We start from the raw sequence: 20,646 nt of genomic DNA on the forward strand, positions 1-20,646 counted from the left end.
GGCATGCGCCCCTTTGCACATGCGGGGTCGTCGTTTAGCGCGGTGCCTTGTCCAGGCGCGCTTTCACATAGCTACCCGGTGCATCTTCGAGGACCGGTAGTTTGCCCGTGGCGGGATCACGGGCGGCAACCTGGCCCGGATCCTGTGCCTGTGCCCAGGCCTGCCAGTCGGTCCACCACGATCCGGCCTGGTGACTGGCATCCTTCAGCCAGTCCTCGCTGTTGTCGGGCAGCTTGCCGTCTTCACGCACCCAGAAGCCGTACTTGTTGGCAACCGGCGGGTTGACGATGCCGGCAATATGGCCGGAGCCACCGAGCACGAAGCGCGGTGTCTTGCCCAGGCGCAGCGCACCGAGATAAGTGCTCTTCCAGGGCGCTATGTGGTCTTCGATGGTGGAGATGAAGTAGCAGGGCACGTTGATTTTGGAGAGGTCGATCTTCACGCCACACAGCTCGATGCCGCCCGGCTCGCTGAGGGCATTCTCGAGATACATCTTGCGCAGGTAGAAGCTGTGCATCTTAGCCGGCAGGCGTGTGGAGTCCGAGTTCCAGTAGAGCAGGTCGAAGGGGAAGGGGTCCTTGCCCATCAGGTAGTTGTTCACCACGAAGGACCAGATCAGGTCATTGGCACGCAGCATGTTGAAGGTGGTAGCCATTTCGCTGCCTTCGAGATAGCCGCGCGCGGCCATTTTCTTTTCGAGGCCTTGCACCTGCGGCTCGTCGATGAATACGCCTAGCTCGCCCGGCTGGGAGAAGTCCAGCAAGGTGGTGAAGAAGGTCGCTGAGGCGATGCGCTTGTCTTTCTTGGCCGCCATGTAGGCCAGGGTGCTGGCCAGCAGGGTGCCGCCCAGGCAGTAGCCGGCGGCATTCACCTCTTTTACGCCAGTCTGCTCGATCACCGCATCGAGGGCGGCCAGCACGCCTTCGGAGAGATAGCTGTCGAAACTCTTTTCAGCATGGCGGGCATCCGGATTCACCCAGCTGATCACGAACACGGTATTGCCCTGATCCACGGCCCACTTGATGAAGGAGTTCTTGTCGCGCAGGTCGAGCACGTAGTACTTGTTGATCCAGGGCGGCACGATCAGCAGCGGACGAGTATTCACCTTGGCGGTGCTGGGGGTGTACTGCAAGAGCTGCATCATGTCGTTCTGGAACACGACCTTGCCCGGCGTGGTGGCGACGTTCTTGCCCAGTTCGAAGGCGCTGGTGTCGGTCATGCGGATGCGCAGTTTGCCATCGCCTTCTTCCACATCGCGCAGCAGGTTGTTGAAGCCCTTGATGAGGTTCTGGCCATGCGAGCGCATGGTTTCCTGGAAGACTTCCGGGTTGGTGAAGGCGAAGTTGGAGGGGGCCAGTGCGTCGATGTACTGGCGCGTGTAGAAGTTCACCTTCTGCTGGCTCTCTTCGTCCAGCCCGTCGACGCTGGATACGGTGTCGTGAATGTGGCGGGCGGTGATCAGGTAGCTCTGCTTGATGAAGTCGAACAGGAAATGGTCCTGCCAGTCTTCATGCTTGAAACGCTTGTCGGATTTGTCTGGCGCCGCCACCGGTGTTGGCGAGAGTCCCCACAGGCGCTGCATGGAGTGCTGCCACAGCGAGAAGTAATCCCACACCAGATTCATCTGCGCCGTGGCCAGGCGGTAGGGATCTGCCAGCAGCTTCTTCATCATGTCCAGGAAGGCCTGCGCCACGCCCAGCTCATCCGAGGGCGGCTGGATGCCGCGCTTGCTCTCGCGCTGCATGTGCTCGGTGAGCAGCTTGGAGGCGCGTTGAGCCACTTCAGCGTAGGTTCGAGCAACTTCCTGCGGGTCCGGCAGTTCGGCTTTGGGCGTTTCGGTCTGGGGGGCTGCCATGGTGAACTCCTGAAAGAGCAAGCGGGGGTTTCAATCCAGAGCCTGATAACGGATCAGGCCCTCTGCTTCTTCAATGCGCTGGGCGCGGCCTTGCCGGCACAGATGGTTCAGGTGGGCGATGGCTTCGCCCAGGGCAAACATGAGTTGGTGGGGGTCGAGTTCGCGCGGGAAAAGCACCGGCAATAATTCTGCTGCACTGCGGCATTCCCGCATCGCTGCGAGCATAGTGGCATCGCGTTCGGCGTGGTGCGCGGCGAGCTGGTCCACTCGGGCAGGTATGCCCCGGAAGGGCAGGCCGTGAGCAGGGAGCACCAGCGTGTCGGCAGGCAGCGGGCGGAAGCGTTCGAGCGAGCTGAGGAAGCGACCGACCGAGTCTTCCTCGGGCATCGCGGCCGGGACGCTGATGTTGGTGGAGATGCGCGGCAGCAGCATGTCGCCTGAGATCAGCAGACCGGCTTCGGCGCAGTGCAGCGCGATGTGCTCGGGCGAATGGCCGTAGCCGGCAATGGCGTGCCAGCCGCGGCCACCGATTTCAAGCACATCGCCGTCGATCAGGCGGCGGTAGTGACTGGGCAGGGTGGGCACGCCACGCCGGTAGATGTTGCCGCGCGCGTTCATCTTCGCGAGCCGGTCTGCGTCCAGGCCGTGGCGCTGGAAGTGGGCGTGCTGGCTGGCCATGTCGAAGCCGCTGGTCTGGGCATGCAGGGCATGGGCCAGCAGGTATTCCGCCATCGAAATCCAGATCGGCGCCCCGGTCGCGGCCGAGAGCCATTCGGCATTGCCTAGGTGATCCGGATGGTAGTGGGTGGCGATGATCTTCGTGAGGGGGCTACCGAGTTGTTCCAGTACCGCTGTCCATAAGCCGCGTGAGGGCGGATCGCCTAGGCCGGTATCGACCAGCGCCACGCCTTCCCCGTCGTCGAGCAGCCACAGATTGATGTGATTGAGGCTCCATGGCAGGGCCATGCGCAGCCAGCGCACACCTGCTGCCACTTCAAGCAGGGCCGGCGCTTCCGGGGCGAGGGTGAAGGGATATTCGATGAGACGGCTCATGGTGGCGGGCTCTTGTGCTGGATTGTGCGCCGCACAAACTGTGGCGGCAAGACGTCGGGCGCCCGAGTCTACCCTTCCCGCACATGAGCGCCCATAATGAGGCGGAACATGACAGGGGCACATGCCTCTAGCTGACAGGAACCTGCGAAATGAGCAAGACCGTGCTGATTGCCGGTGCCAGCCGTGGCATCGGCCTGGAGTTTGCCGTGCAGTACGCGGCCGAGGGCTGGCGGGTGATCGCCTGTTGTCGCTCGCCCGAGCAGGCGCGTGGCTGGCTGCCGGCGGATGTGGATGTGCAGGCGCTGGACGTGACGGACCCGGAATCGGTCGCCGCGCTGGGCTGGCACCTGGACGATGAGCCACTGGATCTGTTGATCTGCAATGCCGGCGTGTTCGGCCCGGACACCGGCAGTTTTGCCGCGCCCGGCGACGCGGCTTTCGATGAAGTGATGCATACCAACGTGCTCGGGCCGATGCGCCTGATTCAGGTGCTGGCTCCCAGCGTGGCACAGGCCAAGGGTGTGATTGCGGTGCTGTCGTCGAAAATGGGGTCGATCTACGAGACCAGCGGTGCGGACGCACTGGCTTATCGCTGCTCCAAGGCGGCCTCGAACATGGTGGTCAAGGCGGCGGCCAACGAGTACGGGCCGCAGGGCGCAACGGTGATCGCGCTGCATCCGGGCTGGGTACGTACCGAGATGGGCGGGCCGAATGCGCTGGTCGGTGTGAGCGAATCGGTGGAAGGTTTGCGCCAGGTGATTGCCGATGCCGGTGTGGACGATAACGGCTGCTTCCTTGATTACACCGGCCGCAACCTGAGCTGGTAAACATGGCTGCTGAGTTGCCGGCCTCACCCTGTGTGCGCGAGTGCTGCCTGGATGGCCGCACCGATACCTGCGTCGGCTGCTTTCGCACGCTGGATGAAATCACCGGCTGGCATGCAGCCGATGCGGCTGAGCGGGAGCAGATCCTGGCGCGCTGCGCTGAACGCCGCGTCGCGTACCAGACCATACATCAAGCCTTGCGGCGCTGAAATTCGCTATCCTCTGCGCAGACTCATCCAGCAGGTCCCCGCATGCAACTCACCCTGATCAGCGGCCTTTCGGGCTCCGGCAAGAGTATCGCCCTCAAGCTGCTCGAAGACACCGGTTATTACTGCGTCGATAATCTGCCCGCCACCCTGTTGCCGCAACTTGTCGCGCAATTGCAGGCCGAGGGTTATCAGCGTGTCGGCGTCGCGGTGGATGTGCGCGCAGGTGCTTCCATCGAAGCCTTGCCCGAGGTGATTGTCCATGTGCGTGGAATGGTCCCCGACCTGCGCTTCATTTTTCTTGACGCGCGTGATGAAGCCCTGATCGCGCGTTACTCCGAATCGCGCCGGCGCCACCCGCTGGCTGAAGACCAGACCACGCTGAAGGAAGCCATCGATCGCGAACGCGAGCTGCTGGCGCATGTGGCCGAACTTGGCCAACGCATCGATACCAGCGCCCTGCATCCGAACGTGCTGCGGGCCTGGATTCGCGAGCTGATCGAGTCTGCTCCAACGGTCGGGCCGACTCTGTTGTTCCAGTCCTTCGGCTTCAAGCACGGCCTGCCAGTGGATGCGGACTTCGTCTTCGATGTGCGCTGTCTGCCCAATCCCTACTACGATCCCGCCCTGCGTCCGCTGACCGGGCTGGATCAGCCGGTGATTGCCTTCCTTGAAGCTTCGGATGACGCGCGTCGCATGGCGCAGGACATTCGCAAGTTCATCGCTGACTGGCTGCCCAGCTTTTGCCATGACGGCCGCAGCTATTTCACCGTGGCGATTGGCTGCACTGGCGGTCAGCATCGTTCGGTGTATCTGGCGGAGTGGCTAGCGCGTGAGTTTGCCCAGCAGGCGCGCGTGATCGTGCGCCATCGCTCGCTGGATGCCGGTCTGAAGAAGACTTGAGGGATGGCTGTCCGTGCCTGGCTGGCCCTGCTGCGCCCCGGGGATTACCTGACCGTACTGGTCGCCGTAGCAGCTACCGTGCTGGCCGCACTGCAGCTATGGGGACCGGATCGCCCGAGCCTCGCCGTAGTGCGGGCCGGGGGCAAGATCGTCGCCAGCCTGCCGTTGGATCGGCCCGGGGGCATTGAAGTCATGGGGCCGCTGGGCAAGACCTTGATCGAGGTACAGCCAGGCCGGGCGCGCGTGGTTTCGGATCCGGGGCCACGCCAGTATTGCGTCAAGCAGGGTTGGCTGACGCGTTCCGGGGCGGCGGCCATCTGTGCGCCGAACGAAGTCAGCCTGCAACTGCAGGGGCGTAGCGAGTCCTACGATTCCCTGAGCTATTGAAATGGTGCAGATCACCTTTCAACCCGATGCTTCCGACTATCGCGTGGCGCGTTACGCGGCAGCGGCCATCGCCTTGAGTGTGGCGGAGGCGGCCATTCCCACGCCCTTGCCAGGAGTGAAGCCGGGCCTGGCGAACATCGTGGTGCTGCTGGTGCTGATGCGGCACGGCTGGCGCGAGGCTGCCTGGGTAGCGCTGCTGAGGGTGTTTGCAGCAAGCCTGCTGCTGGGTCAGTTGTTCGCGCCGGGCTTCTTCCTGAGTCTGGCCGGCAGCCTGTTTAGCCTGGCTGCGTTGGGGCTGGCGCAGTGGCTGCCACGGCGCTGGTTCGGTGCGGTGAGTCTATCGCTGGTCGCGGCGTTTGCGCATATTGCCGGGCAGATGCTGCTGGCGCGCGTATGGCTGGTGCCGCATGAGGGCTTGTGGGGTTTGTGGCCGGTGTTTTCGGCCACTGCCACGGTATTTGGCGCGATCAATGGCCTGATCACGGCACGCCTGCTGGCCGAGCCTACAAACCCGGATCTGCCGCCGAACCGCCCCTGAGCGCGGCATCCACCACGTTGCGCTGCAACTGTGGCGCGAACATCTCGATGAAGGCATAGGCGTAGCCGCGCAGCCAGGCATTCTTCGGCAGGCCGATGCGGGTGGTGGAGGATTCGAACAGGTGAGAGGCATCCATGGCCGCCAGTTCGCGATCTACCAGCGGATCGAAGGCCATGCTGGCGATGATGCCGATGCCCAGATCCATGTTCACATAGGTTTTGATCACATCCGAATCGATGGCGGTGAGGATGATGTTGGGCTTCAGCGCACGGGCCAGGAAGGCTTTGTTGATCAGGCCGCGCCCGGCAAAGGCCGAATCGTAGGTGATGATCGGGAAGCGGCTGGCGGCTTCCAGGGTGAGTGGGCTTTCCTTCAGGATCGGATGCCCCTTGCGTGCGATCACGCTGCGGTTCCATTGCTTGCAGGGCAGCAGCACCAGATCCGGCAGATCGCTGGCGGCTTCCGTGGCAATGGCGATATCCGCCTCGCCAGCGAGCACCTGCTCGCAGATCTGGCGCGGGTTGCCCTGGTGGATATGCAGTTGCACCTTAGGATAGCGGCGCATGAAATCGGCTACGACACGGGGCAGGGCGTAGCGGGCCTGGGTGTGGGTGGTGGCGATCACCAGGCGCCCGGCGTCTTCGTTGCGGAAGTCTTGTCCGACCTGGCGCAGGTTGTCGGCCTCACGTAGCAGGCGTTCGGCCACCGCCATCACCTGCAGGCCCGGCTCGGTGATGGCGGTGAGGCGTTTGCCGTGGCGCACGAAGATCTCGATACCCAGTTCGTCTTCGAGCAGGCGGATCTGCTTGGAGACGCCGGGCTGCGAGGTAAACAGAGCCTCGGCAGCTTCGGAAACCGACAGATTGTGACGGGCGACTTCGAGGACGTAGCGCAGTTGCTGGAGGTTCATGGCGGCTTTCCGAGGGACTTTAAGGATCTATATCACCAAAAGTTCTAAGCATCCAGAAAAGAACCCGGGTGTTTGAGATATCTCAGCCTCTAAGATCCGCTTTCACAAGGACAGGCTTGCGCATTGCCGGCCCCTGAGCACACAAGAAAGCATTTCATGGACCTGATGTACCCCCTCGCCGGTTTTGCGGTAGGAGCCATTGTCGGATTGACCGGTGTTGGCGGCGGTTCCTTGATGACGCCGCTGCTGGTCCTGCTCTTTGGCGTGTCGCCCTCTGTTGCTGTCGGTACCGATCTGCTCTACGCGGCCGTGACCAAGGCCGGCGGCACGGTGGCCCATAGCCTCAAAGGCACCGTAGACTGGGCTATTACCCGGGCGCTGGCCTATGGCTCGATTCCGGGGGCGGCACTGACCCTGCTGCTGGTCCATCAGTTCTTCCCGGGCGGCATCGGCGGCGCCAGCAAGCTGATCTCCCTGTTCCTGGGCATTGCGCTGGTACTGACGGCAGGTGCGCTGATCTTTCGCAAGAAGCTGCAGGCTTTTGCCCAGCGCCACGCACCGGCCCAGCCTAACCCGCGCCGTACTTTCTGGCTCACCGTGCTGACCGGTGCGGTGCTGGGCGTCCTGGTCTCGATCTCCTCGGTGGGAGCAGGGGCTCTGGGCGTAACGGCACTCTTCTTCCTGTATCCTTCACTCCCCGCGCATCGCATCGTGGGCTCGGATATCGCCCATGCCGTACCCCTGACCCTCGTGGCCGGGATTGGTCACTGGCTGCTGGGCAGCGTCGACTGGTTCTTGCTGGGCAGCCTGCTGCTCGGCTCCCTCCCCGGTATCTGGGTGGGCAGCCAGATTTCCGCCAAGGTTCCCGAAAAAGTATTGCGCCCCATCCTGGCCTGCATGCTGGTGCTGATCGGCTCCAAGCTGATTGCGGCACATTGATTCATCAGAGAGACTCGAATGTACAAGTACGACGAATATGACCAGCGGATCGTGGATGAGCGCGTGGCGCAGTTCCGCGACCAGACCCGCCGCTACCTCGCCGGCGAGCTGTCAGAAGACGAGTTCAAGCCGCTGCGCCTGCAGAACGGCCTCTACATCCAGCGTTATGCCCCGATGCTGCGTGTGGCGGTGCCGTATGGCCTGCTCAATTCGACGCAGATCCGCAAGCTCGCGCACATTGCCCGCACTTGGGACAAGGGCTACGCCCACGTCTCCACGCGCCAGAATTTCCAGTACAACTGGCCTGAGCTGAAGAATGTGCCAGATATCCTTGCCGAACTGGCAACGGTCGAGATGCATGCCATCCAGACTTCCGGCAACTGCATCCGCAACGTGACCACCGATCAGTTCGCCGGCATCGCGCCGGACGAAGTGGTGGATCCGCGTCCGCTGGCCGAGATTATTCGGCAGTGGAGCACTTTCCATCCGGAATTCGCGCTGCTGCCGCGCAAGTTCAAGTTCGCCGTGAGCGGCTCCAGCAATGACCGTGCCGTGGTCCAGATGCATGACATCGGGCTGGAGTTCTACCGCGATGGCTCGGGCGAATTGCTGATCAAGGTGTGGGTGGGGGGCGGTCTGGGCCGCACCCCGATTCTTGGCGAAGTCATCGAGGCCGCGCTGCCCTGGCAGCATCTGCTGACCTATGCGGATGCCATCATCCGGGTCTATAACCGCCACGGTCGCCGTGACAACATCTACAAGGCACGCATCAAGATCCTGGTGAAAGCCTTGGGTATTGAAGAGTTCAAGCGTCAGGTGGAGGCTGAGTGGGCGCACCACAAGGATGGCCCGAACACCATTACCCAGGCCGAGTTCGATCGCGTGGCGAAGTTCTTCACTGCGCCGGCCTATGAGACTTTGACTGACCGCGATGCGGGCATCGATGCCAAGGCGGCTGAGGAGAAGGCCTTCGCCAACTGGCTCAAGCGCAATGTGCATGCTCATAAGGTGGCCGGCTATCGTGCCGTGACCCTGTCGCTCAAGCCCACCGGCATTGCTCCAGGCGATATCAGCGACAAGCAACTCGAAGTGGTGGCGGACCTCGCTGACAAGTACAGCTATGGCGAGCTGCGTACCACGCACGAGCAGAACATCGTGCTTTCCGACGTCAAGCTCGGCGATCTGTACGCGTTGTGGCAGGAGGCCAGGGCCGCAGGTCTGGCGACACCCAACATCGGCCTGATCACCGACATCATCTGCTGCCCCGGTGGTGATTTCTGCGATCTTGCCAATGCCAAGAGCATTCCGATTGCCGCCTCGATCCAGCAGCTCTTCGACGATCTGGATTATCAGCACGACATCGGCGAGCTGGAGCTGAATATTTCCGGTTGCATGAACTCCTGCGGCCATCACCATGTGGGCCATATCGGCGTGCTGGGCGTGGATAAAGGCGATTCCGAGTGGTATCAGGTTTCCATCGGCGGCAAGCAGGGCAACGACGCCAGCCTTGGCGCCGTGATCGGCCCGTCCTTTGCTGCCGATGAGGTCGCCGGCGTGGTCAAGCGCCTGATCGACGTGTATCTCGAAAACCGCAGCGTGGATGAGCGTTTCATCGACACCGTGCGCCGCCTCGGTCACACGCCCTTCAAGGAGCGGGTGTATGCCGACCGCCAGCCGGGCAAGCAGAAAGTGGAGGCCTGAGCCATGTCCAACCTGATCAAATTGCAAGACGGTCACGCGGCAATCGTGGCGGCCGATGGCTGGCAGATCGTGCGTCTGCCCGTCGTGGAAACCGAAGTGAAGAAGCAGGCCGGCAAGGTCGTGCTGTTCAAGCTCACCGGCGCCGAAAGCGCCACCGCCGAGCAGATTGCCGGCACCGAAGTGCCTGCTGGCAAGGTATTGCTGCCGCTGTCCGTGTGGCTGGCGCGCAAGGCCGAATTTGCCGCGCGTGTGGCGGCTGGTGAAATCGGCGTGTGGCTGGCAACGCACGAGCTGATCGAGACCCTGGCCGAAGACCAGACCGACCTGAATGTATTCCCGGTGATTGCCGTGTTCATCGAACGCTTCGCCGATGGCCGCGCTTATTCGACCGGTGCACTGGTGCGCTCGCGCTTCGGCTTCAAGAATGAGCTGCGTGCCTTTGGCGATGTGCTGCGCGACCAGCTCTTCTTCCTGAAGCGCTGCGGCTTCAATGCTTATGACATTCGTGCGGATCGCTCGGCTGAAGACGCGCTGGCTTCGCTCCAGGATTTCAGCGAGCCCTATCAGGGTGCGACCGTGATCGAGCAGCCCGTGTGGCGCCGCTACGCCCGGGGCTGAGATGGCGGAAACCGTTTCCTTCCTCAAGCCGCGCGTGGCGAATCCGGCGACCAATCCGCCCATCGACGAAGTGGTGCGCGCCAACATCGCGGTGAAGCGCGCCAATGCACTTGAATTGCTGCATGCGGCGGCCGAAGAACACGGCGAAGTGACCTTTGCCAACAGCTTCGGCGCCGAAGATATGGTCCTCACCGACCTGATCCTGTCCGAATCGCTGCCGATCGAAATCTTCTCGCTCGACACTGGACGTCTGCCCGCCGAGACCTACACGCTGATGGGCGAGGTCGAGAAACGCTACAACACGAAGCTGAAGGTGTATTTCCCGGACGCCACGGCGGTCGAGAGTTATGTGCGCAGTCAGGGCATCAACGCTTTCTACGAGTCGGTCGAGCTGCGCAAGCAATGCTGTGCGATCCGCAAGGTCGAGCCGCTGCGCCGCGCGCTGGCGGGCAAGAAGGCCTGGATCACCGGCATGCGTGCCGCCCAGAGCGCCACTCGCACCGAGCTGCCGGTGCGCCAGTTCGATGAGGCCAACGGACTGGAGAAGTACAATCCGCTCTCCGACTGGAGCGAGCAGGAAGTGTGGGCCTATATCCGGATTCATGGCCTGCCGTATAACGCACTCCACGACCAGTTCTATCCCAGCATCGGCTGTGCGCCTTGCACCCGCGCGATTGCCGTGGGCGAGGATGTGCGGGCCGGACGCTGGTGGTGGGAGGATCCTGCCAACAAGGAATGCGGCCTCCACAAGAAATGATTCCAAATGGCCTCACGGCCGCGCTGAAGATCCAATCATGACGACTCTGAGCAAACAAACCCTCTCTCACCTCGACTGGCTCGAAGCCGAGGCCATCCACATCATGCGTGAGGTGGCCGGCCAGTGCGAACGCCCGGTGCTGCTGTTTTCGGGCGGCAAGGATTCCATTTGCATGCTGCGGGTGGCTGAAAAGGCTTTCCGCCCCGGCAAGTTCCCCTTCCCGCTGATGCACATCGACACCGGCCACAACTACAAGGAAGTGGTTGATTTCCGTGACAAGCGCGCGGCCGAGCTGGGCGAGCGCTTGATCGTGCGTTCGGTGGAAGATTCGATGAAGCGCGGCACCGTCGTATTGAAGACGCCGGACGAGTCGCGCAACAAGCATCAGGCTGTGACCCTGCTCGAAGCGATTGCTGAATTCGAGTTCGATGCTTGTATCGGTGGCGCCCGTCGCGATGAAGAGAAGGCCCGCGCCAAGGAGCGCGTGATGAGCTTCCGCGACGAGTTCGGTTCCTGGGACCCGAAGAATCAGCGCCCCGAACTGTGGAGCCTGTACAACGCCCGCGTGCATCGCGGCGAGAACATCCGCGCCTTCCCGATCAGCAACTGGACCGAGATGGACGTGTGGCAATACATCGAGCGCGAGAAGCTCGAGCTGCCCTCGATCTACTTCTCGCATCAGCGCGATGTGGTGATGCGTGGCGGCGCGATGATGCCGGTGAACGTGCAACTGGCCAGCGGCGAAATCCTCAATGTGCCGAAGGCCGGCGAGGAAGTGCTCAACCAGACCGTGCGTTTCCGCACCGTCGGCGACATTCCCTGCACCGCACCGGTCCTGTCGGATGCTGACACGGTCGAAAAGATCGTGATCGAAACCGCCACCACCACGATTACTGAACGCGGCGCCACGCGCCTCGATGATCAGACTTCCGAAGCCTCGATGGAGCAGCGGAAGAAGGAAGGGTATTTCTGAGATGTCTGCACACGAAAACATTACCGATAACGGCCTGCTGCGCTTCATGACCTGCGGCAGCGTGGATGATGGCAAGAGCACCCTCATCGGGCGCCTGCTGTACGACACCAAGACCATCCTCGCCGACACGCTCAATGCCATCGAGAAGACCTCGGCCAAGCGCGGCATGGAAGCGGTCGATCTGTCGCTGCTGACTGACGGCCTGCAGGCCGAGCGCGAGCAGGGCATCACCATCGACGTGGCTTACCGCTACTTCTCCACCGGCACGCGCAAGTACATCATTGCCGACGCGCCAGGCCACGAGCAGTACACCCGCAACATGGTGACGGCCGCGTCCACCGCCGATCTCGCCATCATCCTGATTGATGCGCGCAAGGGCGTGCTGACCCAAACCCGTCGTCATAGCTATCTGGCCCATCTGGTGAACATCCCCCACGTCGTGGTGGCGGTGAACAAGATGGACCTGATCGACTACGACCAGGAAAAGTTCGATGCCATCGTTGCTGACTACAAGGCTTTCATCGCCAAGATGGGGCTGTTCAATGATGGCCGCGACATCCAGTTCATCCCGATGTCTGCACTGAATGGCGACAACCTGGTGGACCGCTCGGAGGCCATGAGCTGGTACCAGGGCCCCACCCTGCTCGATCTGCTCGAAGCAGCCCCAAGCGCCCACCAGGGCCACGCCGAAGCCTTCCGCTTCCCGGTGCAGTTCGTGTGCCGCCCGCAGGATTCCGCCAACCCCGAGCTGCATGACTACCGTGGTTTCCAGGGCCGCATCGAGTCCGGCTCGGTGAAGGTCGGCGACCTGCTCACCGCTCTGCCGAATGGCCGCGAGAGTCGCGTGAAGGCGGTGCAGATCGGCGGCGTGGATATCGTTGAAGGCCAGACCGAACAGTCCGTGACCATCCTGCTCGAAGATGAAATTGACATCTCGCGCGGTGACATGCTGGTCAAGAGCGGCGAAGTGCCGGAGCAGAAGAAGGAAATCGAAGCCATGCTGTGCTGGCTGTCCGAGACCCCGCTGTCGCCGGCCCGCACCTACCTGATCCGCCACACCACGCGCACCACCAAGGCCAAGCTTACCGGCGTGGCTTTCAAGGTGGATGTGAACTCGCAGGAGCATGTGGAAGCCACGCAGCTCGCCATGAACGACATCGCCAAGGTGGGCTTCAAGCTGGCCCAGCCCTTGTTCTCCGATGCCTACAGCGTGAATCGTGGCACCGGGGCTTTCATCGTGATCGACGAGAGCAACAACAATACCGTCGGCGCCGGCATGATCCTCTGATCCAGTTAGTTCCTGCCAGGAAAACAGGCCTCCACCGCAAGGTGCAGGCCTGTTTTTTTGCGCCGGATTTGAGCACGCGCGAGACCCGGACATGTCCTCTGAGCCATACTGCGCTCCGAGACTAGGGTTTTCCCTAGGTTTTGAATGAACTTCCCGGATCTGGTTACCGTTGCAGCAGGAGCATGAACATGGCAGGAAAACATCCCGATGGAAAAATGTCGCAATACCGCTGGGCTATCTGCTCCTTGCTGTTCTTTGCGACCACGGTCAATTACCTGGACCGACAGGTACTGTCGCTGACCTGGAAAGATTTCATTGCACCTGAGTTTCATTGGACCAACAGCGACTACGGCAACATCACGGCGCTGTTCTCCATCTTCTACGCGTTCAGCATGTTGTTTGCTGGCCGCTTTGTAGACTGGATGGATACCAAGAAGGGCTTTCTGTGGGCGATCGGCGTCTGGTCGTTGGGTGCGGTGCTGCATGCCTTCTGTGGCATTGCGACTTCAGGAGTGGTGGCAGGCGAGTGGCTGGTCGGTTTTGAAGGGGCCAAGGAAGCGATCGCCGCGGTGGGGGATGCCGGGCTGATCGTTACCGTCAGTACCAGTCTGTTCGTCTTTGCGCGTTTCGTGCTGGCGCTGGGCGAGGCGGGTAACTTTCCGGCGGCCATCAAGGCTACGGCCGAATTCTTCCCCAAGAAGGACCGGGCTTTTGCCACCAGCATCTTCAACGCCGGTGCTACCGTCGGAGCATTGCTGGCGCCGGTCACCATTCCGGTGATTGCCCGCCACTACGGCTGGGAAATGTCTTTCGTGCTGATCGGTGCCCTGGGCTTCGTGTGGATGGGGTTCTGGGTGTTCATGTACAAGAAGCCGCATCAGCATCCCCGGGTGAATGCAGCCGAGCTGGCGTACATCAGTCAGGACAAGACCGCTGAAACCCTTGCAAATAACAATGTTGAGCGGATCGAACGCAAGATCTCGTTTGCCGAGTGCTTCCAGTACAAGCAAACCTGGGCCTTCATCTTCGGCAAATTCATGACCGATGGCGTATGGTGGTTCTACCTGTTCTGGACGCCGGCCTACCTCAGCGATGTGTACGGCCTGAGCTCGGATTCGCTGATGGCGCAACTGCTGCTGTTCGTGCTCTACGCGATCACCTTGCTGTCCATCATCGGGGGCTGGCTGCCGTCCTATTTCGTGACGAAACAAGGCATGGATCCTTACGCCGGGCGCATGCGGGCGATGCTGATCTTCGCCTTCTTCCCCCTGCTGGCGCTCCTGGCCCAGCCGCTGGGGCATTACTCCTACTGGTTCCCGGTGATCATCATCGGGATTGCTGGTGCAGCGCACCAGGCCTGGTCCGCGAACATCTTCTCGACCGTTGGCGACATGTTCCCGCGCACGGCGATTGCCACGGTGACGGGCATAGGTGGCATGGCTGGTGGCGTGGGTTCCTACCTGATCAACAAGGGCTCGGGCGTGCTGTTTGATTTTGCAGCCACGAACCAATGGAAGCTGCTGGGCTTCGAAGGGATCAGGGCGGGTTATTTCGTGATCTTTTCGGTGTGTGCGGTGGCCTATCTGATCGGCTGGGGCGTCATGAAGTTGCTGGTGCCCAAGTACCGGCCGATCGTCGCCTGAGCGGCGGCCGACACGCTGCAAGCGGGCCTCTCGCTTACGCGGGAGGCCCTTTTTTCATGGCGTGGCCGTTTGCGGCCCGCCGCTCAGAAGGTCTTGCCGGTCTCGTCGATCACGACGCAACGACCGTCGCGACTGACTTCGGCTGACAGGCTGCGCGAGATGCCGCCGCTGTAATCGACACGCCAGCGAGCGCTATCGTCCGGCGCATCGCTGCACAGCACGACGATGCCGCATTCGCCGGAGGGATGTACCATGCGGTCGCCCTCCATGATCGGATTGCCGTCGAAGTCGGGCCAAGGTGCGGTTTGTCTCATATTTCCCCCAGTTCGGGTTTCGTTTGCCGCGCAGGAATACCCATCTCACTCTAAGGGTTGTGCCCGCGCAGCACAACCGCATTCCGCCGGCTTCCGAAGCGTTCGTGCAAACCTCGCCGCCACCGCTTCGGCTAGGATGCGTGCCATGTTTGCGTGGAGGAGTGCTGCGATGCCTGCCCTGAAGTTGCTGGTCGCCTTGTTGAGCCTGGTGGTGTGGCTGCCTGCGCAGGCGGGCATCGTCCTTCATGTTGCGGCCGGTGCGGATGCCAAGCTGGCGGCCGAAGTGCAGCGCAGCATCGATGCTTTCAACGGGATTGCCGCCGAGAATTTCGGGGTGACGCTGGATAAGCCGACCTTCGTGAACCTGTGCCCCAGCGAGGCCTGCTACATCGAGTCTCTGCGCGTGGAGCGCGGTTATTCGGCGGACAAGGCTGAGCAGGTAGGACGGCTCACCAGCGGGCTGGCGACACCGGGCAAGAACACTGTCTTCCTGAAGCTGACCAATCCGGCCGGGTTGGCCAATGCGCGTTTCACCATGGCGCATGAGCTGACTCACATGTTGCAGGGCCAGCTCGTCGGGCAATTCGGCGGCATGGAGCGCGCCAATCGCTGGATCAAGGAAGGCATGGCGGACTGGATGGGGGCACTGGTGGCCAAGCGCCTGGGTAGTCAGAGCCTGGAGAAGTGGCGCCTCGATCGCGTCAACCGCCTGCGCGGGGCGAGCGATCCGGTGGCCCCCGGCGAGATGGATGGGCTGAGCTTTGATGCCTGGACTCGTCTGATGGACCAGAAGCGCCTGCCCTACGAGATGGCCGATCTGATGATGATGGCGCTGGCCGAAAAGAAGGGGGAGGGCATCTTCCCGGCACTGGCTGCCTACATGCAATGCATGGACAGTTTTTCGCTCGAGAGCACCTGCTTTCGCGAGCACTTCGGCCTTGCCCAACGGGAGTTCTATGCCGGTTTCGAGGGTTGGTATCAACAGGCGATGAAGGGCGGCAAGGCGCTCGAGATGGTTGCCGAGGGAGATATTCCGGACGCATCACAAGCGATCGTCGAAGCAGCTTTCGGGCAGGCGCAAGGCTTGCTGCGCGAGCGGCTGGGCAGCGCGCTGCCGATCACCCTGAGAATCTTCCTGCTGCCGGATCGGGCCGCCATGAGCGCGGCGATTGCGCGCGAGCTGGGGCGTAGCCAAGAGGAGGCGGACAGGCTGGCGCGCGGCTCCAGTTCGCTGTGGCAGGACAGTGTGGTGTTCTTCGATCTGGGCCGTCTCGACACGCCCGAGCGCCTCGCGGCGATCACCGCCTCCACGGTGACCGGGCGTTATCTGCAGGTCGTGGGTAGCAATAAGGGCCAGCTGCACTGGCTGGGCAACGGCTTGCGTGATTACATCGCCAGTGCGGCACTCGATGCGCTGGCCTTGCGCAGCCTGGCCGAGAGTCACAGGCTGCGTAGCGACAACCTGCGCCTGGCCGGCAAGGGCCTGCCGAGTCTGGGCGAATTGCAGACGGCGGAAAGCTATCGCAAGGCGCAGGGGAAATATGGCGCGAGTGTCGTTGCACACTATGCGGCGGCAGCGGTTGATCAGCTGGTGGCAGACAAGGGCGCCGCCATGCTCGGTAAATGGGTGCGCGCCAGCAAGGCCGGCGGCGATCCCGCAGAGACATTTTCCGGCAGCTTTGGCGAGCCGGTCGGGGCCGTGGGCGAGGCCCTCGATGTACGCCTGAAGGGCGCTATTGCGGGCTGACTCCGCCAGTGATGTGAATCTCTTCACCGCCGTGCACGCGCACCACGTCGCCAGCGCGCAGCTTGCGCGTCTTGCGTTGCTCGATCTCGCCATTCACCTTCACCAGCCCTTCGGCCACCATGACTTTGGCAGCGCCGCCTGAAGAGGCGATGGCGAGGAATTTGAGCAGGTTGTCGAGGGTGATGAACTCGCGGTCGAGTTCGAAATGCTGCACGTTCATGGCTGGATCCTGGAGAGGGTCTGGACGACTTCGAGCGCCATGCTCTCGCCTTGGCCAAGCAAACGCAAGCCCGGCATGCCGGCCCGGCTGTGGGCGGCGGTGATGTGGGTAACCGGCTCGTAGCAGAACCACTCGTCGTGGGCCGGGCGATACAGGATGGCGGTGTCCAGCCCGGCCGGCTGGGTGGTCTGCCAGTCCAGGCGCAGATCGATGTCCGGCCGTTCCATTGTCATGCGCCCGTCGCAGCCGTGGAAGTTGTGGTCGATCAGGCCGGAGCCGATTTCGCGCAGCTGATTGAAGTTCCATTCCGCTGGCAAGGCCTCGGCGTGCTCATGCGGCAGGCCTTCACTGGCTGGCCAGTAACCGGCGGCACCGAAGCGCAGGCGCAGGCCTGGCGCGCGCAGGATGTAGGGATGAAAGCCGAGGCCATAGGGCAAGGGCTCCTTGCCCAGGTGAGTAACTTCCAGGTGCATGTGCATCTGCGTACCATCGATCTGGTAACGCTGGCGGGCCTGGTAGTGAAACGGTGCATCCTCGGCCTGACGGGTCTCCATGCTCATCTCGATCTCACTGGCCGAGATGCGGGTCACCAGCCAGCGCTGGCGCCAGCCGGTGCCGTGGGAGGGCATGGGGTTCTCGGGCAGCGGGTTGTGCACCGGATAGAAGCGGCCGTTGAGCTCGAAGCCGCCGCCGGGCAGGCGGTTGGACCACGGGACGAGCGGGAAATTGGCAATGATCCGGCGCGAGCCGGAGGGGGCATAAGGCCGCCAGATCGGACACCAGGGCGAATCCCGCTCATCCCGCCGTACATCCCAGAAGGCGGCGCTGCCGCCGAGTGAGGGCAGGAGGCCAAGGCGTTGGTGGTCGTTTTCGAGGGTGATCAGCGAGCCGGGCATGGTAAGACTAGTTTATAAGTTGCCTGACAATATTATACGGTAGCGCATGGTGCTCCGGGCCCTCCTCTTCGTGACCTCCTGCCGTGTTTCAGAAGCCCTCTGCGGTGAGCCAGGCCGCGATGCGCTCGGCGCCCGGCTGCCAGTGCGGTTCGAGCATCAGGGCGTGGCCGGCATTGGCGATGAATTCGACTGGCAGACCCAGCGCGTGGCCGGTTTGCTCGACCTGTGAGGGCGGGATCAGGGCATCTTCCGCAGCACCGAGGATCAGCATCGGCGGGCGGCGCATGCGTGCCGGGCGGGGCAGGTCGAAACCGCTCATGTCCCACACGGCGCGCATCGATTCGGGTTGCATGTGCATGAAGCACTCGTTGAGCAGCGCTCGGCTGACTGGTTGGTGAAAGAGGGCCTCACGCACGCTGTCGAGCTGCGGCTCACCGCCGCCGATGATGCGATTCAGATCGAAGAGCACATTCGGGCGCGAGAAGATCAGGCTCAGGGTGGCGCCGAGCAGGCCTTGTGGCGGTACCGAGCAGAGCAGCACGGCGCCCGGCAGGTCGGCACTTTCAAGGTATTTCTGCAGTACCAGCCCACCCATGGAGTGAGCGATCACGATTGGGGCGACCGGCATGGCGCGGATCACGCCGGCCAGATCGGCAACGTAATCGGCAATCGAAAAACTGTTCAGGCGATCCTGCCCCGGGCTTGCGCCGTGGCCGGAGAAGGAGAAGGCGTGGCAATCCCAGCCGAGGCCGGCAAACCAAGGCATGTAGTGGCGCTGCCACAGCCAGGCGCCGGCATAGGCGCCGTGCACGAAGAGCAGCGGATGCGGGCGTGGCTGCCCTTGGGGGGGAGTGTGGAAGACTTCGAGCGGGCTGGTCATCGTTCCTGATTCTCGGGGGCTGGGTGAACTTCGAATTCGATGGCGTGAAGGATTTCACCGCGTCCATCGCTGATCGCCAGGCGGTGCTGACCCGGCTGAACATTCCACAGCAGGCGCTGGCCTTCGCCGAGCGGGTGGCCATCGAGCAGCCAGCGCAGGGCGGTACTGCTCTCGGCCTGCAGGATCCAGCGCTCGCGCGGCCGGCCGGTTTCGTCCAGCACATGGTTGAGACCGGCTGCCGGGAAGATTATGCGGCCACGCCGGCCGTCTGCCAGCACCGTGACGGTTTCGATTTCACTGCCGCGCAGGAAGTACTCGCTGCGAGGGGTTTCCAGGGCTGGTTCGAAATACACGTTCTGGGTAACGAGGCCGGGCGGCGCTGGCGGCGGCCGCGAGTCGCCGGCAGCGGCCAGCTGCAGACGTTGCCACAGCCCCAGCGGATCGTTGCCGGTAGTGGCCAGCGCCAGGGTGTAGCGCTCGCTGTGGCCAATCAGCAGGCGGCTGCCGTCTTCGCTGGCGTGGCTTTGCCACAGGCTGGCCCAGCCGGCCGGGCCGGGGCTGGCGAGCAGGTCGCTGAGGACGAAGGCGGTGTCGGCGCGCCAGGCTCGCCGTGGGTTGCTTTCCTGCGTGGGCAGCCAGCGTGCGGGCTGCCATTGGCCGTTTGCCGCGAAGGCTCGCCAGGCGCTGGCAAGCTGGAGCAGGCTGGGCGCAGCTGGGGTGTCGCCGTCGGGCTCGAAGCCGAGCAGGCGCAAGCGCTCAAGCCAGGCGTCGCGCTCCTGGCGGGCGTGCAGGCCGATCAGTGCGGCAGGCTGGTGATCACGCAAGGCGAAGCGCAGGCTCATCCAGCTGGGGGTGGCGGCGCGTGCGTCACGTGGGTCAAAGATCACGGCGCCCAGCGGCAGCGGGCTGGCGGCCGTCCATTGGCGCTGCTCGATACCCAGTGCCGTGGCGTAGGGCCACCACCAGTCCGGTGCCAGGCGCGGGCGGACGACGCCATCGGCGCCGAGCGGGTCCAGGGCACCGATCCAGGCCAGCACTTCGCCGCTGTTGTTGTCCAGTACCAGCACTGCGCTGGCGGGATCATCCTGGGGTGTGAACGCGGCCAGCAGGCGTGCCTGAAGGTGGCCATCGAGCAGGCTGGTGCTGCGCTGGCCGCCTTGCTGCAGCACGCGGCGCGCCAGGTGCGGGGCGAGGCGGTAGCGCGGCACGTTGCGCGGGGTGTCGAGCTGGCTCTGGGCGAGGCGGGTGATCTCGCCGCACTGGTTGTTGCGACCGAGGCTGGCGGCAAGCCGGCAGGCACGCTTGGCCACCAGTGGCGGGGCGGCGTTCGGGCCGCGCAGCAGGGCTGCGAGCAGGCTCGCTTCGCTCGGGCCGAGGCGGCTCGCCGGCAGCTTGAAGATCAGCTCGCTGGCGGCGGAAATGCCCTGCAGATCCCCCCGGAAAGGCGCGAGGTTCAGGTAGGCCTCGAGGATCTGCTGCTTGTTCCACTTCGATTCAAGCTCCAGCGCGGCGCGGCTCTGATCCCATTTCTGCGCCACGCTGCGGCGATTGGCCGGCATGCGCAGGGCCGGGTCGAGCAGGCCGGCGAGCTGCATGGTCAGGGTTGAAGCGCCGCGCTTGCCGCCGCCCCACAGGTTCTGCCAGGCGGCTCCGGCGAAGGCCACCCAGTCCACGCCGCTGTGGGCGAAAAAGCGGCGGTCCTCAGCGGTCAGCAGCGCGTCGCGCATGGCCGGTGAAAGCTGGGCCAGCGGTACCCAGTCGAGCCGGCGCACGCGTGTGTCGAGGCGCAGATCGGCCAGTGGCAGCCCTGTGCGGTCCAGCAGCAGGGCGTCGGAACTGAGATGGCTGGCGCGCACCTGTTCGAAGGCCGGCAAGGCAAAGCCTTCGGCAAGGGCGGCGAGCGGGCTGAGCAGGGCGAGGAGGAGCAGGCAGCGGAACGGCTTCATGGCAGCAGCGGGAGGCGAGGCGCTATTGTGCGCCATGCGCCGCTGGCC

Annotated in this window: 21 protein-coding genes; 13 read left to right on the top strand and 8 right to left on the bottom strand. The window is 63.3% G+C overall.

Annotation, left to right across the window (positions count from 1 at the left end; genetic code table 11):
- Positions 1-34: 34 nt before the first annotated feature.
- Both HJ583_RS13210 and HJ583_RS13215 read right to left on the bottom strand, forming a co-directional pair.
- Complete coding sequence (locus HJ583_RS13210) at positions 35-1,855, bottom strand: PHA/PHB synthase family protein (protein WP_170022352.1); 1,821 nt, start codon at positions 1,853-1,855, stop codon at positions 35-37.
- Between the two features lie 30 nt (positions 1,856-1,885).
- A complete protein-coding gene (locus HJ583_RS13215; RefSeq protein ID WP_170022353.1) occupies positions 1,886-2,908 on the bottom strand; it encodes an MBL fold metallo-hydrolase in 1,023 nt (340 codons plus the stop codon).
- 149 nt (positions 2,909-3,057) lie between these two features.
- On the opposite strand from HJ583_RS13215, the gene HJ583_RS13220 reads away from it, so the two are divergent.
- From HJ583_RS13220 to HJ583_RS13240, 5 genes are read left to right on the top strand one after another with little or no spacing between them, the layout of a single operon-like run.
- Positions 3,058-3,735 carry an SDR family oxidoreductase gene (locus tag HJ583_RS13220; protein WP_170022354.1) on the top strand — a complete coding sequence of 226 codons (678 nt, stop codon included), beginning with the start codon at positions 3,058-3,060 and terminating at the stop codon, positions 3,733-3,735.
- Positions 3,736-3,737: 2 nt separating this feature from the next.
- Positions 3,738-3,941, top strand: coding sequence for a DUF1289 domain-containing protein (locus HJ583_RS13225; protein ID WP_101940806.1), 204 nt, complete (start codon positions 3,738-3,740; stop codon positions 3,939-3,941).
- A gap of 42 nt (positions 3,942-3,983) precedes the next feature.
- Positions 3,984-4,841, top strand: a complete 858-nt coding sequence (rapZ, locus tag HJ583_RS13230; protein ID WP_170022355.1) for an RNase adapter RapZ — start codon at positions 3,984-3,986, stop codon at positions 4,839-4,841.
- A gap of 3 nt (positions 4,842-4,844) precedes the next feature.
- On the top strand, positions 4,845-5,228 hold the full coding sequence (locus HJ583_RS13235; protein WP_170022356.1) for a NusG domain II-containing protein: 384 nt from the start codon (positions 4,845-4,847) through the stop codon (positions 5,226-5,228).
- A gap of 1 nt (position 5,229) precedes the next feature.
- On the top strand, positions 5,230-5,766 hold the full coding sequence (locus HJ583_RS13240; RefSeq protein ID WP_170022357.1) for a Gx transporter family protein: 537 nt from the start codon (positions 5,230-5,232) through the stop codon (positions 5,764-5,766).
- Here HJ583_RS13240 and HJ583_RS13245 read toward each other — a convergent pair.
- Positions 5,732-6,676: a CysB family HTH-type transcriptional regulator gene (locus HJ583_RS13245; protein WP_101940810.1), complete on the bottom strand. Its 945-nt coding sequence runs from the start codon at positions 6,674-6,676 to the stop codon at positions 5,732-5,734. The two genes, HJ583_RS13240 and HJ583_RS13245, sit on opposite strands and share 35 nt — an antisense overlap.
- Positions 6,677-6,832: 156 nt before the next feature.
- Between HJ583_RS13245 and HJ583_RS13250 the strand changes: the two genes are divergently transcribed.
- The 7 genes from HJ583_RS13250 to HJ583_RS13280 all read left to right on the top strand — a co-directional run bounded on the left by HJ583_RS13250 (position 6,833) and on the right by HJ583_RS13280 (position 14,595).
- The gene (locus HJ583_RS13250; RefSeq protein WP_101940811.1) at positions 6,833-7,615 is read left to right on the top strand and encodes a sulfite exporter TauE/SafE family protein; all 783 of its coding nucleotides are present in this window, start codon (positions 6,833-6,835) and stop codon (positions 7,613-7,615) included.
- An 18-nt stretch (positions 7,616-7,633) separates the two neighbouring features.
- The gene (locus HJ583_RS13255; RefSeq protein ID WP_170022358.1) at positions 7,634-9,316 is read left to right on the top strand and encodes a nitrite/sulfite reductase; all 1,683 of its coding nucleotides are present in this window, start codon (positions 7,634-7,636) and stop codon (positions 9,314-9,316) included.
- Between the two features lie 3 nt (positions 9,317-9,319).
- Positions 9,320-9,934, top strand: a complete 615-nt coding sequence (locus HJ583_RS13260) for a DUF934 domain-containing protein (RefSeq protein ID WP_170022359.1) — start codon at positions 9,320-9,322, stop codon at positions 9,932-9,934.
- Position 9,935: 1 nt separating this feature from the next.
- Positions 9,936-10,691, top strand: a complete 756-nt coding sequence (locus tag HJ583_RS13265; RefSeq protein ID WP_170022360.1) for a phosphoadenylyl-sulfate reductase — start codon at positions 9,936-9,938, stop codon at positions 10,689-10,691.
- A 37-nt stretch (positions 10,692-10,728) separates the two neighbouring features.
- The gene (cysD, locus tag HJ583_RS13270; protein ID WP_170022361.1) at positions 10,729-11,664 is read left to right on the top strand and encodes a sulfate adenylyltransferase subunit CysD; all 936 of its coding nucleotides are present in this window, start codon (positions 10,729-10,731) and stop codon (positions 11,662-11,664) included.
- A gap of 1 nt (position 11,665) precedes the next feature.
- The gene (locus HJ583_RS13275) at positions 11,666-12,952 is read left to right on the top strand and encodes a sulfate adenylyltransferase subunit 1 (protein ID WP_170022362.1); all 1,287 of its coding nucleotides are present in this window, start codon (positions 11,666-11,668) and stop codon (positions 12,950-12,952) included.
- A 188-nt stretch (positions 12,953-13,140) separates the two neighbouring features.
- On the top strand, positions 13,141-14,595 hold the full coding sequence (locus HJ583_RS13280; protein ID WP_170022363.1) for an MFS transporter: 1,455 nt from the start codon (positions 13,141-13,143) through the stop codon (positions 14,593-14,595).
- Positions 14,596-14,678: 83 nt separating this feature from the next.
- On the opposite strand, the gene HJ583_RS13285 is transcribed toward HJ583_RS13280, so the two are convergent.
- Positions 14,679-14,909: a hypothetical protein gene (locus tag HJ583_RS13285; RefSeq protein WP_170022364.1), complete on the bottom strand. Its 231-nt coding sequence runs from the start codon at positions 14,907-14,909 to the stop codon at positions 14,679-14,681.
- A gap of 169 nt (positions 14,910-15,078) precedes the next feature.
- On the opposite strand from HJ583_RS13285, the gene HJ583_RS13290 reads away from it, so the two are divergent.
- Positions 15,079-16,656 (top strand): hypothetical protein, encoded by a 1,578-nt coding sequence (locus tag HJ583_RS13290; RefSeq protein WP_170022365.1) that lies wholly within the window; start codon positions 15,079-15,081, stop codon positions 16,654-16,656.
- Here HJ583_RS13290 and HJ583_RS13295 read toward each other — a convergent pair.
- The 4 genes from HJ583_RS13295 to HJ583_RS13310 form a co-directional block, all read right to left on the bottom strand.
- Complete coding sequence (locus HJ583_RS13295) at positions 16,643-16,876, bottom strand: RNA-binding S4 domain-containing protein (RefSeq protein ID WP_101940820.1); 234 nt, start codon at positions 16,874-16,876, stop codon at positions 16,643-16,645. The genes HJ583_RS13290 and HJ583_RS13295 overlap by 14 nt on opposite strands.
- Positions 16,873-17,772, bottom strand: a complete 900-nt coding sequence (locus HJ583_RS13300; RefSeq protein ID WP_170022366.1) for an aldose 1-epimerase — start codon at positions 17,770-17,772, stop codon at positions 16,873-16,875. Before HJ583_RS13300 ends, HJ583_RS13295 begins: the two co-directional genes overlap by 4 nt.
- Positions 17,773-17,860: 88 nt before the next feature.
- On the bottom strand, positions 17,861-18,652 hold the full coding sequence (locus HJ583_RS13305; RefSeq protein ID WP_170022367.1) for an alpha/beta hydrolase: 792 nt from the start codon (positions 18,650-18,652) through the stop codon (positions 17,861-17,863).
- Positions 18,649-20,598: a transglycosylase domain-containing protein gene (locus HJ583_RS13310; RefSeq protein WP_170022368.1), complete on the bottom strand. Its 1,950-nt coding sequence runs from the start codon at positions 20,596-20,598 to the stop codon at positions 18,649-18,651. Before HJ583_RS13310 ends, HJ583_RS13305 begins: the two co-directional genes overlap by 4 nt.
- Between the last annotated feature and the right edge of the window lie 48 nt (positions 20,599-20,646).

Source organism: Uliginosibacterium aquaticum (assembly GCF_012972705.2).
In the GTDB taxonomy this organism is placed as follows: Bacteria; Pseudomonadota; Gammaproteobacteria; order Burkholderiales; family Rhodocyclaceae; genus Uliginosibacterium; species Uliginosibacterium aquaticum.